This is a genomic window from Alcanivorax sp. (assembly GCF_051117345.1).
Taxonomy (GTDB): Bacteria; Pseudomonadota; Gammaproteobacteria; order Pseudomonadales; family Alcanivoracaceae; genus Alcanivorax.
In genome coordinates this window covers 1-15,677 of sequence record NZ_JBNPEC010000142.1, presented here as the reverse complement: position 1 = coordinate 15,677, position 15,677 = coordinate 1, and the positions used below count along the sequence as shown (strand labels likewise).

The window sequence follows — 15,677 nt, the reverse complement described above, 5'->3', positions numbered from 1 at the left end:
GGTGAGGCCACATTGTTGTAGTAGGCCAGCCATGGGGTGCCAGCCGTCACACTACCGTACTGATCGTGGGCCGCAGAAATCGTCGCAACACGGGGCATGCTGTTGTTGTCTTCTTTATAAAGTTCATGAAAGAAGGTGGGGTCCTCGGCGCGCAGGCGGGCAGAGTTGATCGGAAATTCCAGCGTGGCAGTGATATCCACGTTGTCGAAGTCGTTATAGCTGGCGTTGACGCCGAGCCGCGAATAGGCGTCGCGCAGGCCGGTATAGGAGTCGTCTTCTCCGGGCTGGGCTTGATCCACCGAAACGGCTTCCGCCTGGATACGCAATGAACCGTAGGGGGTCACCGTCAGTGCCGCATTGGCAGGCAGAACGGCCATGCCGGTGAGCAACGCCGTGCTGAGCGGCAGAGTGTGTGGGTATTTCATCCTTGAACTCCCTTCTTTTGTTTTAGATTCAGACAATCAATACCGGGCAGTGCGACAGGCTGGCGACTCGCTGGGAGACACTGCCCAGAAAGTAGCCGTCCACATCGCCACTGGTGCCTCGTGAACCCATCACGATCAGGTCCACGTTGTTGTCTTTGGCAAAACGGATAATGGCCCGAGAGGGCCTGCCTCCCTTGACGAAGGCCCGTACCTGTTCGGCACCAGCGTCGGAGGCCAGCTGTTTTGCCTGGTCTGCCACCGATGAGGCGTATTCCTTTAGCGCCTCGTCTGGCAGCTGTACATCGTTGGGGCGAACCATGGACAGGGACGCCTCGAACAGACTGTGGTGTTTGAAGACGCAGAGCAGATACAGCTCGGCATCGTTGTCCTGCTGAAGCTTGGCGGCATGGTCCAGGGCCTTGAGCGAGCCCTGGGAGCCATCCACGGGAACCAGAATCCTTTGGTACATAACTGCCTCCTTGCGGGGAGTTAGGGAGTTATTCAGAGGCTCCTTATTCCTCGCTACAATCAGTTGAAGACCAGATCTCGCAGGCACAGGGCAATCTGTGGAAACACGATAACCAGCAAGGTGGCTGCCAGAAGCATGATGACGAAAGGTGGGGTGCCCCGTATCACTTCCCAGTACGGGCGTTTGAAAATGGCGATGGCAGTAAAGATGTCACAGCCAAAAGGCGGCGTTGCCGAGCCGACCGCCACCATCATGGTAATCAGTATCCCTACATGCACCGGATCGAGACCGGCAGAGGCCACCGCCGGCGCGAAAATGGGGGTGAGTACCAGGATCACCACGATGGGGTCCACAAACATGCAGGCAATAAAGAAGGCCACGGCAATGGCCATGAGTACGCCGAAAGGCCCCGCTTCATTGATACCGATCGCCCCGAGCAAGGTCTGTGGGATCTGGGCAAAGGAGATGATCCAGGAGAAGCCGTTACCGACGGCCACCAGAATAAACACCACAGCGGTGATCAGGCCGGTGGACTTGGCAATGGCATAGATATCCATGGCCTTGAGCGAGCGGAAGATGACGAATTCCAGAATGACCGCATACAGCACACAGGCAGCGGCGGCTTCCGTGGGGCTGAAAATACCGCCGTAGATACCGCCGACAATGATGACGGGAAAGCCCAATGGCCAGAGTGCTTTTCGCACCGAGGAAAAGCGCTCGTTCCAGCTGGCCTTGGGTTCGGTGGGCACCTTCTGGGTATGGGCGTAGATCACACAGTAGGCGGAGAACATCAACAGGATAAGCAGGCCTGGGCCAATGCCGGCGATAAACAGCTCGGCGATAGAGGTGCCGGTAATCACCCCGTAAATAATCATGCCGATGCTGGGCGGAATCAGAAAGGCGATGTCGCTGGCGTTGATGATCAGCGCCAGCGTAAAGGAATCCTTGTAACCGGATTCCAGCATGCGCGGGCGCAGCGGCGAGCCAACGGCCACCACGGTGGCCTGGGTAGAGCCGGACACCGCGCCGAACAGGGTGCAGGAGGCCGCAGTACTAACCGCCAGCCCACCTTTGATGTGCCCGATAAAGGCCATCACCATGTTAACCAGCCGATTGGCAGAGTGACCACGGGTCATGATGTCGGCAGCAAGGATAAACATGGGAACCGCTATCAGGGCGGTCGGACGAATGCCGGCGAGCATTTGCTGGATAAAGAAATCCATGCGGTCGAAACCGTCGAACATCATCACGAAGCCGACCACGGCGCCGACGATCAGCGGTACCATCATCGGAAACCCGAACAGCAACAGCACCAGCATGACTAGAAACATGATCCAGGCCATCATCAGTCAGATCTCCGTTTCCTGTTCGTCGTAACCATCCAGCACCGTGGTGGACAGATACACGTCCCGGGAGAAAATATTCTTTATCCCGGCCATGAAGTACTGAATGCCTGTGACGGCGAGACCCACCGGCACCCACAGATAAATCAGATAAATGGGAAAGCCCAGGGTGGGCAGTACCCGGCCGCTGCTGTACACCGAGTAGATATAGCTGACCGAATACCAGCAAAGGAAAAACATGATCACGGAGGTGACGAAACTGATCAGAATCATCATCCACCGGCGGACTGTCGTCGGGAACACATCATAGATGGCGGACATGCGAATATGCCGGCCATGGCGGGCCGCATAACCCAGTCCGGCAAAAGTGATCATGACGATCAGTATGCGATTGAGTTCTTCGGAGAAGTGCAGGCTTTCGCCAAGAATGAAACGGCCTACTACGTTTGCCACCGTATTGATGGCCATGAGCAGAACGCCGGTGGCGAGAATAACGGCTTCGACGTTGGCGATGCCGTTGTCGAGGGTGCCGAGAAAGCCTGGCAGGGTAGACTTCTGCGGTGATGGAGCCCCATCGTTCATGATAGCGTCCTTCTGCAATTTCCGGTTGAGCGGATCATCCTGATCCGCGCCCCCGGCTTGTCGTGATTCTGGTGTGGCCGGGGAACCCCGTGGAATCCTGTACTGCTATTCAGGGTTCCGGAATTGATCAGTCGCCGGGATCCGACCGCAGAGCTGTTCGGCCCCGGCGTGGTATTACCTGTTATTCGTTTTCAATGGCTTCAAGGTCAGCCTTGAACTGTTCAAGCAGTTCGGCGCCGCTCTCGCCGGTCATTTCCACGAACCGGTTTTCCACTTGTGGAGCCCGTTCCCGGAATGCCTGACGCTGTTCTTTAGTCAGGCGGGTAACGGTCACCTCGTCACTGTCTTCAAGAATCTTGTCGAGCATTTTTTCGCCAAGACCGGGCACGTAGTCTGCAATATGGTCGAAGGCGTGATCGGTGGCATTGCGAACCAGTTCTTTATCTTCTTCAGACAGGCCGTTGAAGAATTCCTGGTTGGCCATCATGGCCGTGGTGAACTGGTTATGGCCGGTGAATATCAGGTTCGGTGACACTTCATAGAGCCCGCCGGACTGGATCCAGAAAATGGGATTTTCCTGCCCCTGAATGATATTGGTCTGCAGGGCACCGTACACTTCGCCCCAGGGTAGGGGGGTCGGGGTAGCACCGAAAGCCTGGTAGGTTTCGGAAAGCAGTGGATTGGTCATGGTGCGGATATTCTTGCCCTGAAAACCTTCCGGTGACGTCACCGGTTCATCCGCAGTAATGACGACTTCCCCTTCCGGGTACATGGTCAGCAGTTCCAGGCCCTGTTCGGCGTAGAGCTTGGGGAACATCTCGTTGATGGCCTTGCTTTCCTCAAAGAAGGTAACCACTTTTTCGGATTCCACCGGCAACAAGTAAGGAATGAAGAAGATCTGTGCCTCGGGGATCAGGGAACCGGTAAAGCCCGGTGACTGGTTGACGAACTGCAGCACGCCGGCCTGGGTCAGTTCCATGATGTCGTCGGATTCACCCAGCTCACCAAAGCGATGAATCTGTACCGTATGTGCCGAGTTGTCTTCGATGTATTCCTTGAATTTGTGTGCGAAAACATCCTGCACATCACCTTCGTATTCTTCGTGGGCATAGCGCCAGTTCTGTCCCTGTGCTTCGGCGCTGGCGGCGGGCTCTTCAGCGTTATCGCTACATGCTGCCAGTGACGCCATCATCACTGTGGCCGCGACGGCGCCTGCTAGTGATCGAATGGTCATTGTGTACCCTCATGTCTGGTTGACGGTGAAACAATGCCCGCAAAATCTTCCATTTTTCACGAACATTGAGGTTTACCTTGGCAAAGGAAAACCGGAAGTGCAAGAAACCGGGTCCCGTTTATGTCAGGAGCATCACGGGTTTTGTGGACCGATGCCGGTTGTGTCGGAGTGGGTCTTTTTACCGTTTTTCGGGCAGTCGGATTGCCGAGGAGTGGCGGTACGCTGCTGGTTTCAGCGGAAAACAGCCGGGGAGCTGGCGACGCTTTCTGTTAGAATCCGCGCCATGAAACTGATCCTTGCCCCCATGGAAGGCCTGGCTGACTTCTGGGTCCGCCAGGCCCTCACCGACGTGGGCCGTTATGACTGGTGTGTCAGCGAGTTTGTCCGTGTCAGCGGTCAGCTGTTGCCGCCCCGTGTCTTCTATCGCTGGTGTCCGGAGCTGAAACAGGGCTCTCGTACCCGGGCGGGAATTCCCGTGCATGTGCAATTGCTGGGCTCGGACCCTGCCTGTATGGCGGAGAATGCGGCCCAGGCGGTGGAGCTGGGCGCGCCAGCCATCGATCTGAATTTCGGCTGCCCGGCAAAAACCGTCAATCGCCATCGTGGTGGCGCTGTGCTGCTTGATGAGCCGGACGTGGTGCATGCGGTCACGGCAGCAGTGCGCCGGGCTGTGCCGTCATCCATTACCGTGTCGGTGAAGATGCGGCTGGGTAATGAAGAGGATGCGCTGGCGCTGGATAATGCCCGGGCGGTGGAGGCGGCGGGGGCCGCCTGGCTGACGGTTCATGGTCGCACCAAGCGTCAGGGTTACCGGCCGCCGGCCTACTGGGACCGGATCAGTCATATTCGAGAGGCCATCTCACTGCCGGTGATTGCCAACGGGGAAATCTGGACTCCGGAAGACGCCCGCCGCTGTCAGCAGGAAAGTGGTTGCCAGGATTTGATGTTGGGTCGCGGAGCGGTAGCGGATCCCTGGCTGGTCAATGCGCTACGGGATGAAGGCCGCGCCACGCGCTGGGACGATATCCCGCCGGTGTTGAGCCAGTTCCTGGCCGATATTATCGGCACCGGCACTGATGCCCAGGTAGCGGGACGGGTCAAACAATGGCTCAGCTATCTGCGTCGTCAATGGCCCCAAGCTGGTGTGCTGCTGGAGCAGATCAAGCGGGAATCCGATCCCCTGGCTATGGCGCCGTTTCTGTCGGCACCTGAGAGCGCTGTGCCGATGCCGAAATAGGTGGTGTCAGGGTAAAGCGCTGGAACGGCGGCAGCACAAAAAAATCCCCATCGTGGCGGTCGGCCATGGCATGGAATGAGGCATCCAGATTGTCCAGTGCCCATGGCAATGGCGCTACATCGTCACGAAGTTCTGCGAAAAAATCATCCCAGTGCACCGGTATCACCGTGTGCGCCCCCACCGCCTGGGCGGTTTCCTCCATGAAGGCCTGCTGGTAGGCCTCGCTTTGCTTGCCAAGGCTGGCGCTGGCCAGCAGCGCATAATCTGCCTGGTAGCGGTCCAGTTCGCCGGGCTGCATGCCGGCGCTACCCTGAATCAGCAGCCTGCCGGCGGGGTGGCTGATCACCAGCCCGTAGCTGGTTCCTTCTTCCCAGGCGCCCAGCGGCGCCGGTGGCGTTACCGGTTCGGTAATCTCGCCCTTGCCAGTCCAGTTTTCGATGGCTGCCGGTAAGGGCACGTGGCCGGCGGGGACAAAGTAGAGCGTGAAATCGCCGAACCGGTAGGGGTGGTGGGTTTGTACCGTTGTGATGCGTGCTTCCGGCAAGCCACCGCCGCGGCCCACCATGGCGGTAGACGCAGATCCCAGCAGCTGAGCCCCGGTGCGTTGCGCTACCAGAGGAGAGTCCATGGCATGGTCGAAATGGGAGTGCAGTACCGGAATGGCATCCAGCTCGCTGATGTTCGCCTGTTTCAGGGCATTATCGATACGCTGTTGATCGGGTTCGATCTTGCCAAAAAGCTGGGGAATGCTGACCCGGGAAAAGTAGCCGTCGGTGAGCAAGTGGGTGGTGCCATCGCTGACAAGCACGGTGCTGGTGCCGAGGAAGGTAAGGGTAACCTCGCCAGGTTGTGCCTGAGGCTGAGCCTGGGCAACGGGCCAGTGATCCCGGGACGGGGATAGCTGGAATGACACAGTGATAGCAACAGCCGCTACCAAAAGGGCGCCGATGATCCATCGCGCAATTTTCATGGGACATCCAATGTTTGTTCTGTGGGCAGGCCGTTCCGGGCCTGGGGACGCATTTTAACGGAAAACCTGCATTCTGACAGGGAATCTACCGCAATAGACCGTGCTCTTTCGCAAAGTCGACACGATGCTGACGGATTTTTCTGTCAGCCATATCCTCGCTTCATCCCGTCCGCCCGGTCTGCCTGGGCTTCGACTAAAGTCATACTGTGCCGCCGATGCCCTTTGGCTAGTCTTGATAGCGAGCCTATCCCGACATTGCGGATAGCCCGCTACAACGAGGACGCAGAGGGACGAGTAATGAAAGAAGAAAATGCCCGCGCCTATTGGGCTGCCAACCTGCGATTGATTCTGACCTACCTGGCTATCTGGTTCGCCGTCTCCTATGGCTGCGGCATCCTGCTGGTGGATGAACTCAATCAGATTCAGTTTTTCGGATTCAAACTGGGTTTCTGGTTTGCGCAGCAGGGAGCCATCTATGTGTTCCTGGTGCTGATCATCATGTATGCGCGATCCATGAACAAACTGGATCGTAAATTCGACGTCCACGAAGACTGAGAGGGGTAAGATTATGGATGTTCAAACACTCACCTATCTCTTTGTGGGCGGTTCCTTTGCGCTCTACATCGGGATTGCGATCTGGTCACGAGCCGGGTCGACCAAAGATTTTTACGTGGCCGGTGGCGGTGTGTCTCCCATCGCCAACGGCGCGGCCACGGCGGCGGACTGGATGTCCGCAGCCTCTTTTATTTCCATGGCGGGGATTATTGCCTACTCCGGTTACGACGCCTCGGTCTACCTGATGGGGTGGACGGGGGGGTATGTGTTGCTGGCCATGTTGCTGGCCCCTTATCTTCGCAAGTTCGGCAAGTTTACGGTGCCCGATTTTATCGGTGACCGTTACTACTCGAACGTGGCGCGAACCGTGGCCGTGATTTGTGTGATCTTCGTGTCCTTTACCTACGTGGCCGGGCAGATGCGTGGCACCGGTATTGTGTTTGCCCGTTTCCTGGAAGTGAATGTGAATACCGGTGTGGTTATCGGTATGGGCATCGTTTTCTTCTATGCGGTACTGGGCGGCATGAAAGGGATTACCTACACCCAGGTAGCTCAGTATTGCGTGCTTATCTTTGCCTTCCTGGTGCCGGCAGTCTTCCTGTCCATCATGATGACTGGCCATGTGCTGCCACAGACCGGTTTTGGTGCCACCGTGCTGGATGCGGCAGGTAATGATTCCGGGGTCTATCTGCTCAATAAACTGGATCAGGTGGTTACGGACCTGGGCTTTACCGAATATACCGATGGCTCCAAGTCCACCATTGATGTGTTCTTTATCGCCGCTGCGCTGATGTGTGGCACTGCCGGTCTGCCCCACGTGATCGTTCGTTTTTTCACTGTGCCGCGGGTAAAGGATGCCCGTATCAGTGCTGGCTGGGCGCTGTTCTTCATTGCCCTGCTGTACACCTCTGCACCTGCAGTGGGTGCCTTTGCCCGCCTCAACCTGATCGATACGGTTCACCAGACCCAGTATGAAAAGCTGCCTGACTGGTTCTATAACTGGGAAAACTCCGGCCTGATCGGCTGGGTGGACAAGAATGGTGACGGTGCGGTGCAAATGAGTGCCGGCGCTCCTTTCGAAGGCAAGCCCACTTTTGCCGGTAGCCGTGCTGAAGTGCAGGGCAGCTATGGCGAGCGGGTTCTGACCAATACGCCCACCGACAATGATGCCGAGGTATATATCGACCGCGACATCATCGTGCTGGCCAACCCGGAAATCGGCAACCTGCCGGCCTGGGTGATCGCGCTGGTCGCGGCCGGTGGCGTCGCGGCAGCATTGTCCACGGCGGCAGGGCTGTTGCTGGTGATTTCCAGTGCCATTTCCCATGACCTGCTGAAGAAGACCCTGAAGCCGGATATCACCGAGAAGCAGGAGTTGCTGGCGGCCCGTGGGGCTGCAGTGGTGGCGATCTGTATCGCCGGCTACTTCGGTATCAACCCGCCGGGCTTTGTGGCCCAGGTGGTGGCATTTGCCTTCGGCCTGGCAGCGGCGAGCTTCTTCCCGGTGATCCTCATGGGCATCTTCTACAAGCGCATGAACAAGGAAGGCGCCATCGCCGGCATGCTCACCGGGTTGGCCTTCACCTTCTGCTACATCGTCTTCTTCAAGTTCGTGTCTCCGGATCTGAACAGTGCCGAGCACTGGCTGCTGGGCGTGTCTCCGGAAGGTATTGGTACCGTTGGCATGCTGCTCAACTTTGCCGTGGCCTTTACCGTGTCCCGGTTTACCGCCCCGCCGCCGGAGCATATCCAGCACATCGTGGAAGACATTCGTGTTCCGCGAGGTGCCGGGGACGCTGTGGCGCACTAAATAAAGAGAGGAGGTGAGCGAAGCCGGTGTGGAAGCAGTCAGTCCGCACCGGTTTTGCGCTTTCCGAAATAAGGGAGGAGAGTTAAAAGTGGAAAGTTCAAAGTTGAAACGTGGCCAAGGCAGGAGCCAGCCAATTGTTTTGTTCTCGCGTTTTGGACGTTGAACTTTCCACTTTTAATTGATCGGTCCGTGGGCATGATTGAAAAGGAACTCGACCAGTATCCGTTCAGCCTGTTGGGAACAGCGGGTCGGCATCGCCTGAACCAGGGTACCGATCTGGCCTATTACGAACCCGGCGATATTATTCTGGAGGCGGCCAGCCCCAGTGATCACGTCTATGTGGTTCACAAGGGCAGCGTGGCAGAGCTGGACGTGAATGCCCCGGATGGCCGCAGCCAGGTGGGGGTGTATGCCGCCGGGGATCTTTTCGGGGCCATCAGTGTACTGAATGGCCGTAGCCGTTATCGCTTCCGTGCCGAGCAGCAGACTCTGTGTCACCTGATTCCCGCCGCCCTGTTTCTGGCGCTGTGCGACAGTGAGCCGGAATTTGGCCGCTTCTTCCGCCAGACGCTGGCGGAAAAAAGTCAGCGTCTGGCGGAGCGGCGGGAGGGGGGCGTCACCCTGGCCGGATTCATGCTGGCACGGGTGGATCAGTGCATGCGCGAGCCCCTGATCATGGCCCCCAAGGCTACCCTGCGCGATGCAGTGACGGCGCTCAAGCAGCACGGTGTGGACAGCGTGTTGATCCACAGTGATGAGGGCTTTGCCATTGTCACCAAGACCGATCTGCTGACCGCCCTGGTACTCAATGAACAAACTGCCGACACGCCGCTGGACGCGGCGGCAGAGCGGCAGCTGGTGACCACCCGCCCGGACGACTATCTGTTTACCGCGCTGACCCGCATGACCCGCCACAAGGTGGCCCGGGTAGTGGTGATGGCCGGCGAGCAGGCGGTGGGCGTGGTGGAGCTCACCGATGTGCTCAGCTTCTTTTCCAGCCGTTCCTATGTAGTGGGTCTGGAAATCGAGAAAGCGGAATCCCTGGATGAGTTACGGCAGGCCAGCGAACGTCTGCCGGAACTGGTGGAAGCCTTGATGGCCCAGGGCGTAAAGATGCGCTTTGCCATGGATCTGCTGGCCGCCCTCAACGGACGCATCATGGCCAAGGCGTTCGGCATGGTGGTGCCGGCCGAGCAGCAGCAGGCCTGTTTGATCATCATGGGCAGTGAGGGGCGCGGAGAGCAGATACTGAAAACCGATCAGGACAATGGCCTGATCCTGGCGGATGGTCAGCAATGGCCCTCCTGTGAAACCGATGCCCGTCGTTTTACCGAAACGTTGCTGACCCTGGGCTACCCGCCTTGCCCCGGCAAGGTCATGGTTTCCAACCCGGAATGGGTGGGCAGTCTGAGCCAGTGGCAGCAACGTATTCATGACTGGGCGGGGGATGCCGGTGGCGAAGGCCTGATACGCATCACGACCCTGATGGATGCCCATTGTGTGGCAGGGGACAACCGGTTGCTGGAAAGTGTTCGTTCGGCCTTGTTCGATCGCTGTAGTCATGACGATCTGTTCATGGCCCATTTTGCCCGGCCTGTTCTGCAGTTTGCCACGCCACTGAATCTGTTCGGCTCCCTGAAAAAACCGCAGCATGGTATCGATATCAAGAAGGGTGCCCTGTTTCCTGTGGTGCATGGCGTGCGCGCTCTGGCGTTGCAGCAGCGGATTCGTGAAACCTCAACACTGTCACGGCTGGAAAAGCTGGTGGCAGCGAAGGTGCTGGAGCCAGGCATTGCGGAAGACCTGGGCGAAGCCATGGAGCTGTTCAGTGAGCTGCGCCTGAATCATCAATTGGAGCACCTTCATGGTGATGCCATGAATATTCCCGACAACCATATTGTGGTGCAACGGCTGTCATCCCTGGAGCGGGATCTGCTCCGTGATGCTCTGCATCTGGTCAGTGAGTTCAAGCAGCGCCTGTCCCGTCGTTTCCATCTGGAATACTGAGGACGGCCCATGGGTGCGAGGATACAAGCCATGCTGAGACAGCTGCGACGTTTGAGTGACCGACACCGTCATGGTCATGGGCCTTTCGCACATCTGTTCATGCCCTATGAAGGCAGCGATGTGATCGCCATTGATTGTGAAACCACGGGTCTGGATAGCCGCCATGCTGAGTTGGTGTCCATTGCCGCGGTGCCCGTGAAGCAGGGGCGGGTGCTGACCAGCCAGGCGCTGGATATCAAACTGGCGGCTCCGGCTAGCCTGGAAGCCAGTTCCATCCGCATTCACCGTTTGCGGCCGATGGATCTGGAGGAGGGCGAGTCCGTGGTCGCTACGCTGGAGCAGCTGCTGGACTTTATCGGCAATCGTCCCCTGGTGGGCTGGTGCGTGGATTTCGATGTGGCCATGGTCAATCGCTACCTGCGCCCACTACTGGGGTTTGATCTGCCCAACACCACCATCGAGTTGTCGTCCCTGTATCAGAAAAAAATGCGCCACTGGAAGCCGGAGTTGGAACCGGATCTGCACTTCGATGCCATGGCCGCCGCCCTGCAGGTTCCCGTCATGGAGCGGCACACCGCCCGTGGCGATGCGGTAACAGCGGCGTTGATGTACCTGCAATTGCAGAAGCCCACCTTGAATTAGCCGGATTGCCCGAGGAGATAAATGATGCTCTACGCCGAAAAAATTGCCCTGATCTCCGGCCTCTGTGTGGTGTTGTATGCCTATCTGCGTTACTGGCAGCGCACCCGTGATACCCGCGGCCTGCTGACGTTCTGGCGTCGGGAAATGGTACTGACCGTGTCCGAATTCAAATGGCAGCGGGCGGGCATCGCCTTGCTGCTCGTGGCAGTGGCGCTACGTTTCACTCAAAGCTTGTTATAAGCTCGAGAAAATAGAACAACGCCCGGCGCTGGAGGCTCGACGCCTGACACGGGTTAGTGTGCTGCGCATAGGGGCTTGCGTCTGGCGCCGGCCCTTCAGCATCAGGTGTTAAACTGACAACCAACCGGGAGCGGCGGTGTTTTCATTGTGGCAACTGAGTGGCCTGGCACTGGGGTATGTGCTGGTGCTGTTCGTGATCGCCTGGTGGGGTGACCGGGCGGCACGCCAGGGGCGGAAAACCTTCCAGAATGCCTGGGTCTACAGCCTGGGCCTGGGTGTCTATTGCACCTCCTGGACCTTCTACGGGGCGGTGGGGGAAGCCGCCCAGAACGGCTGGAACTATCTGCCCATCTACCTCGGCCCGATTCTCACCGTGCTGTTGGGCGGCGCCCTGATCTACAAGATGGTCACGGTGGCTCAGCAGCATCACATCACCTCCATCGCCGATTTCCTTGCTGCCCGCTATGGCAAGTCCCGCCGCCTGGCAGTACTGGTCACTCTGGTGGCAATCATCGGCGTGTTGCCTTATATCGCCCTGCAGCTGAAAGCGGTCACCCTGTCATTTGATTATGTGCTCAAGGATTCCGCTCAATCCGGGGTGGATACCGCCTTGGTGGTGGCGGCACTGATGGCGGTCTTTACCCTGCTGTTCGGTACCCGCCATATCGATACCACCGAACACCAGTCCGGCCTGATGCTGGCGGTCAGCTTCGAGTCCTTTATCAAGGTGGTGGCCTTTGTGCTGCTGGGGCTTTACTGCCTGTATGCCATTTTCGATGGCCCCATGGATATGTGGCAGCAACTGGAGCTGCAAGGTGACGTGCTGCAGATTTTCGAGCCCACCCTGTTTTCCCAGAGTTTTGTCACCGCCCTGTTGCTGTCCATGGTCGCGATTCTCTGTCTGCCCCGTCAGTTCCATGCGGGGGTAGTGGAAAACAATGACCTGCGGCACCTGCGCACTACCCGTTGGTTGTTTCCTCTGTATCTACTGATGTTTGCCATCTTTGTGTTGCCCATCGTGGTGGCAGGGGTGATCACCCAGCCGTATCTGATCGGCCAGGCAGACACCTATATGCTGTCGCTACCCATGGCCCAGGATAATTCCGCCATGCTGATGGTGTCGTTTATCGGTGGCATCGCGGCGGCCACCGGCATGGTGATTGTGTCCACCATCTCGCTGGCCATCATGCTCACCAACGAGGTGTTGTTGCCTCTGTGGCTGCAGTCCCGGCTCCATGAAAAGGATCAACTGGCCGGCTTGAGCCGGCAGCTGCGATTCCTGCGCCGGGCCAGCATTCTGGTATTGCTGGGCCTGGCCTTCGCCTTCCATACCCTGATTGACCGTTTCGATGGGCTGGCCAGTATCGGCCTGCTGTCTTTTGCGGCGGTGGCCCAGTTTGCGCCAGCGCTGGTGGGAGCGCTGTACTGGCGCACCGGTCACAAGCAGGGCGCCTTTGCGGGGCTGGGTGTCGGCTTTCTACTGTGGTTTTACTGTTTGTTGGTGCCGGTGATATTGCCGGTGGAGTGGGTGCAGGTGCTGAACGAACGGGGCCTGCTGGGGCTGGGCTTGTTGCGCCCCCATGCCCTGTTTGGCATCGAGGGGCTGGAGCCGCTCACCCATGGGGTGTTCTGGTCTCTGTTGGGCAACCTGGCAGCGTTTATCTATTTTTCCCGGCGTGCGCCCCACGATGCTCTCGACGAGGCCCAGGCGGCCCGGTTTGTGGACATGCCCATGGACTGGTGGCGCGAAGGTATTGGCCACCCGTCCATTACTACCGCAGAGCTGCTGGAAGTGTGTAAACGCGGGCTGGGCCATCCCCGAGCCGAGCCGCTGTTCTTCGATTACATGCGTCGGCGCAGTGTGTCCGAGGAGCTTGAATTGCCGGCGCCTTTGCATCTGGTGCGCTATGTGGAGCGGTTGCTGGCGGGCACCATGGGCGCGTCTACCGCGCGAATCGTGATGAGCACGCTGTTGCGCAAGCAGAACAGCCGTCATGACGACGTGGTGCGGATGATGGATGAGGCCTCCGAACTCATTCAGTTCAATCACCAGTTGCTGCGCACCACCATCGAAACCATCAGCCAGGGTATTTGTGTGGTGGACCGAGAGATGCAGGTGGTGGCCTGGAATCAGGCCTACGTGAAGCTGTTCGATTACCCGGAGGGGCTGATCCGGCTGGGGCGGTCCATTGAGGATGTGTATCGCTATAACGCGGAGCGCGGCTACTACGAGGGTGACAACCTGGAAGAGGATGTGAGCAAGCGGGTGCAGTTGCTGCGCGAAGGCCACTCCCACCAGTTCGAGCGGGAGCTGCCCAACGGCATCGTCGTGGACGTGCGCGGCACGCCCATGATCGGTGGTGGCTTTGTCAGTACCTACATGGATATCACCGAACGTAAACGCGATGAGCTGGCCCTGCGTCAGATTAACGAAAACCTGGAGAACATGGTTTCCGAGCGCACCCGCAAACTCACCGAGGTAAATGAAAAACTGGCCCGAGCCAACGATGGCAAGACCCGTTTCCTGGCTGCCGCCGGGCATGACCTGATGCAGCCACTCAATGCCGCCCAGCTGTTTACCTCGTCGCTGCGCCAGCAGTTGATCAAGCGTGATGGTAGTAGCTTTGTTCATGAGGTGGATGTACTCGGGCATGTGGACACCTCGCTGCAGGCTGCCGAGCAGATCATTAGCGCACTGATGGAAATCAGCAAGCTGGATACCGGCACCATGCCGGCCCATGTTCACCCGTTACGCCTGGGCCGTTTAATGGAACCGCTCAGCCAGGAGTTTTCTGCGCTGGCTGCTGCCAATGACCTCAGCCTGCGGGCGGTCATCTGTAACGCCGTGGTGGAAAGTGATGAAGGCCTGTTGCGCCGTGTGCTGCAGAATCTGCTCTCCAATGCCATTCGCTATACTGAGCAGGGGCGTATTCTTTTTGGCTGTCGTCGCCAGCACAATGCCATCCGCATTGACGTGTGGGACACAGGCCCCGGGATTCCCGATGATCAGCACGAGGCTATCTTCCGGGAATTCCAGCGCCTGCCGCAGCAAAGCCGAAAAGCGATTAAGGGCCTGGGGCTGGGCCTGGCCATTGCCGATCGCATCTGTCGTCTGTTGGGGCACCGGTTAACGGTCCGCTCCTGGCCGGGCAAGGGCACCGTATTCAGTGTCACCGTGCCGCTGGCCAAGGGTGAGCTGCCGCCGGTACTGCAGGAAACAGAAACCGTTAGCCAGGGCATTCAGGGTATGCGGGTCTTCTGTGTGGATAACGACCCGGCGCTGCTCGCCAGCCTGGTGGCCGCCCTGCAAATGCTCGACTGTGAGGTGATCGCCGCCAGCGGCCTTGATGACGCCTTGAAAAAAGCGGCCATCAGTCCGGCCCCGGATGTGCTGCTGGTGGATTATCAGCTGGATGATGAAGATGGCTTTGCCGTCATCGACGGCCTGGACGGCTGCTGGGAAGACGTGGTCCCCGCTATCCTGATGACCGCCGACCGCAATCCGGCCGTACGCGAACGCGCGGAAGAGCAGGGAATTGGTTTTTTGCAGAAGCCGTTGACGGAGGGGATGCTGCGGCGGACGTTGGAGGCAGTGAATAGTTAACAGTGAACAGTTAATAGTGCGCGCCGAGCGCAATATGCATGAGGCCGCGGCCAAGCCATGATCGCGGCCTCAATTCTTGCAGAAGCCATCAACCCAAAACCGCGAGCTGTTAACTGTTCACTATTCACTGTTAACTGCCTTCCATTCCTTGCGGTTCAATCGCCAAATCCTTCAGCGCCAGTACTGCCTGGGTGCGGTTGCGCACACCCAGTTTGCGGAAGATGGCAGTCATGTGGGCCTTGATGGTGGCTTCTGAGACATCCAGCTCGTAGGCGATGACCTTGTTCTGCATGCCTTCCATCAGCATTCCCATCACCCGAAATTGCTGGGGTGTGAGGCTGGCGATGCGTTCGCTCATGGCCGAGTGGTCGGGCAGGGTGGGGGGCATGGCCCGGCGGGCGTGTTCCGGAAGCCAGCGCTCGCCATCCATGATCTTGCGCATGGCATCGGTCATGGTATCGATGGAGGCTGATTTGGGAATAAAACCATCGGCACCAAAGTGAATGGCGCGCTGGATTACATCGACACTTTCGGTGGCGGAAATCACCACCAGCGGCAC

13 protein-coding genes and 1 pseudogene are annotated in these 15,677 nt (G+C 58.4%); 7 read left to right on the top strand and 7 right to left on the bottom strand.

Annotated features, from left to right (window positions below; all coding sequences use genetic code 11):
• The 5 genes and pseudogenes from ACFE0K_RS09270 to ACFE0K_RS09250 all read right to left on the bottom strand — a co-directional run.
• Window positions 1–425, bottom strand: a pseudogene (locus ACFE0K_RS09270) (porin); the annotation flags it as partial.
• Between the two features lie 28 nt (window positions 426–453).
• The gene (locus ACFE0K_RS09265; RefSeq protein ID WP_434535792.1) at window positions 454–894 is read right to left on the bottom strand and encodes a universal stress protein; all 441 of its coding nucleotides are present in this window, start codon (window positions 892–894) and stop codon (window positions 454–456) included.
• A 59-nt stretch (window positions 895–953) separates the two neighbouring features.
• Entirely contained in the window at window positions 954–2,237 is a 1,284-nt protein-coding gene (locus ACFE0K_RS09260; protein WP_434535795.1) for a TRAP transporter large permease, read from the bottom strand.
• Window positions 2,238–2,243: 6 nt separating this feature from the next.
• Entirely contained in the window at window positions 2,244–2,819 is a 576-nt protein-coding gene (locus tag ACFE0K_RS09255; protein WP_434535791.1) for a TRAP transporter small permease, read from the bottom strand.
• A 181-nt stretch (window positions 2,820–3,000) separates the two neighbouring features.
• Window positions 3,001–4,011: a TRAP transporter substrate-binding protein gene (locus ACFE0K_RS09250; protein ID WP_434535794.1), complete on the bottom strand. Its 1,011-nt coding sequence runs from the start codon at window positions 4,009–4,011 to the stop codon at window positions 3,001–3,003.
• A gap of 316 nt (window positions 4,012–4,327) precedes the next feature.
• Between ACFE0K_RS09250 and ACFE0K_RS09245 the strand changes: the two genes are divergently transcribed.
• Window positions 4,328–5,290, top strand: a complete 963-nt coding sequence (locus ACFE0K_RS09245; protein WP_434535793.1) for a tRNA dihydrouridine synthase — start codon at window positions 4,328–4,330, stop codon at window positions 5,288–5,290.
• Here the strand turns inward: ACFE0K_RS09245 and ACFE0K_RS09240 are convergent.
• On the bottom strand, window positions 5,238–6,260 hold the full coding sequence (locus tag ACFE0K_RS09240; RefSeq protein ID WP_434535790.1) for an MBL fold metallo-hydrolase: 1,023 nt from the start codon (window positions 6,258–6,260) through the stop codon (window positions 5,238–5,240). The two genes, ACFE0K_RS09245 and ACFE0K_RS09240, sit on opposite strands and share 53 nt — an antisense overlap.
• A 297-nt stretch (window positions 6,261–6,557) precedes the next feature.
• Between ACFE0K_RS09240 and ACFE0K_RS09235 the strand changes: the two genes are divergently transcribed.
• The 6 genes from ACFE0K_RS09235 to ACFE0K_RS09210 all read left to right on the top strand — a co-directional run bounded on the left by ACFE0K_RS09235 (window position 6,558) and on the right by ACFE0K_RS09210 (window position 15,118).
• Window positions 6,558–6,815, top strand: coding sequence for a DUF4212 domain-containing protein (locus ACFE0K_RS09235; RefSeq protein WP_434535789.1), 258 nt, complete (start codon window positions 6,558–6,560; stop codon window positions 6,813–6,815).
• Between the two features lie 13 nt (window positions 6,816–6,828).
• Window positions 6,829–8,625: a sodium:solute symporter family protein gene (locus ACFE0K_RS09230; protein ID WP_434535788.1), complete on the top strand. Its 1,797-nt coding sequence runs from the start codon at window positions 6,829–6,831 to the stop codon at window positions 8,623–8,625.
• Window positions 8,626–8,820: 195 nt separating this feature from the next.
• The gene (locus tag ACFE0K_RS09225) at window positions 8,821–10,632 is read left to right on the top strand and encodes a putative nucleotidyltransferase substrate binding domain-containing protein (RefSeq protein WP_434535787.1); all 1,812 of its coding nucleotides are present in this window, start codon (window positions 8,821–8,823) and stop codon (window positions 10,630–10,632) included.
• A gap of 30 nt (window positions 10,633–10,662) precedes the next feature.
• On the top strand, window positions 10,663–11,274 hold the full coding sequence (locus ACFE0K_RS09220; RefSeq protein ID WP_434535786.1) for a 3'-5' exonuclease: 612 nt from the start codon (window positions 10,663–10,665) through the stop codon (window positions 11,272–11,274).
• Between the two features lie 21 nt (window positions 11,275–11,295).
• The gene (locus ACFE0K_RS09215) at window positions 11,296–11,514 is read left to right on the top strand and encodes a hypothetical protein (protein WP_434535785.1); all 219 of its coding nucleotides are present in this window, start codon (window positions 11,296–11,298) and stop codon (window positions 11,512–11,514) included.
• 136 nt (window positions 11,515–11,650) lie between these two features.
• The gene (locus ACFE0K_RS09210; RefSeq protein ID WP_434535784.1) at window positions 11,651–15,118 is read left to right on the top strand and encodes a hybrid sensor histidine kinase/response regulator; all 3,468 of its coding nucleotides are present in this window, start codon (window positions 11,651–11,653) and stop codon (window positions 15,116–15,118) included.
• A 130-nt stretch (window positions 15,119–15,248) separates the two neighbouring features.
• On the opposite strand, the gene ACFE0K_RS09205 is transcribed toward ACFE0K_RS09210, so the two are convergent.
• Window positions 15,249–15,677: LuxR C-terminal-related transcriptional regulator (locus ACFE0K_RS09205; RefSeq protein ID WP_434535783.1), on the bottom strand; the 429-nt coding region annotated here is incomplete at its 5' end.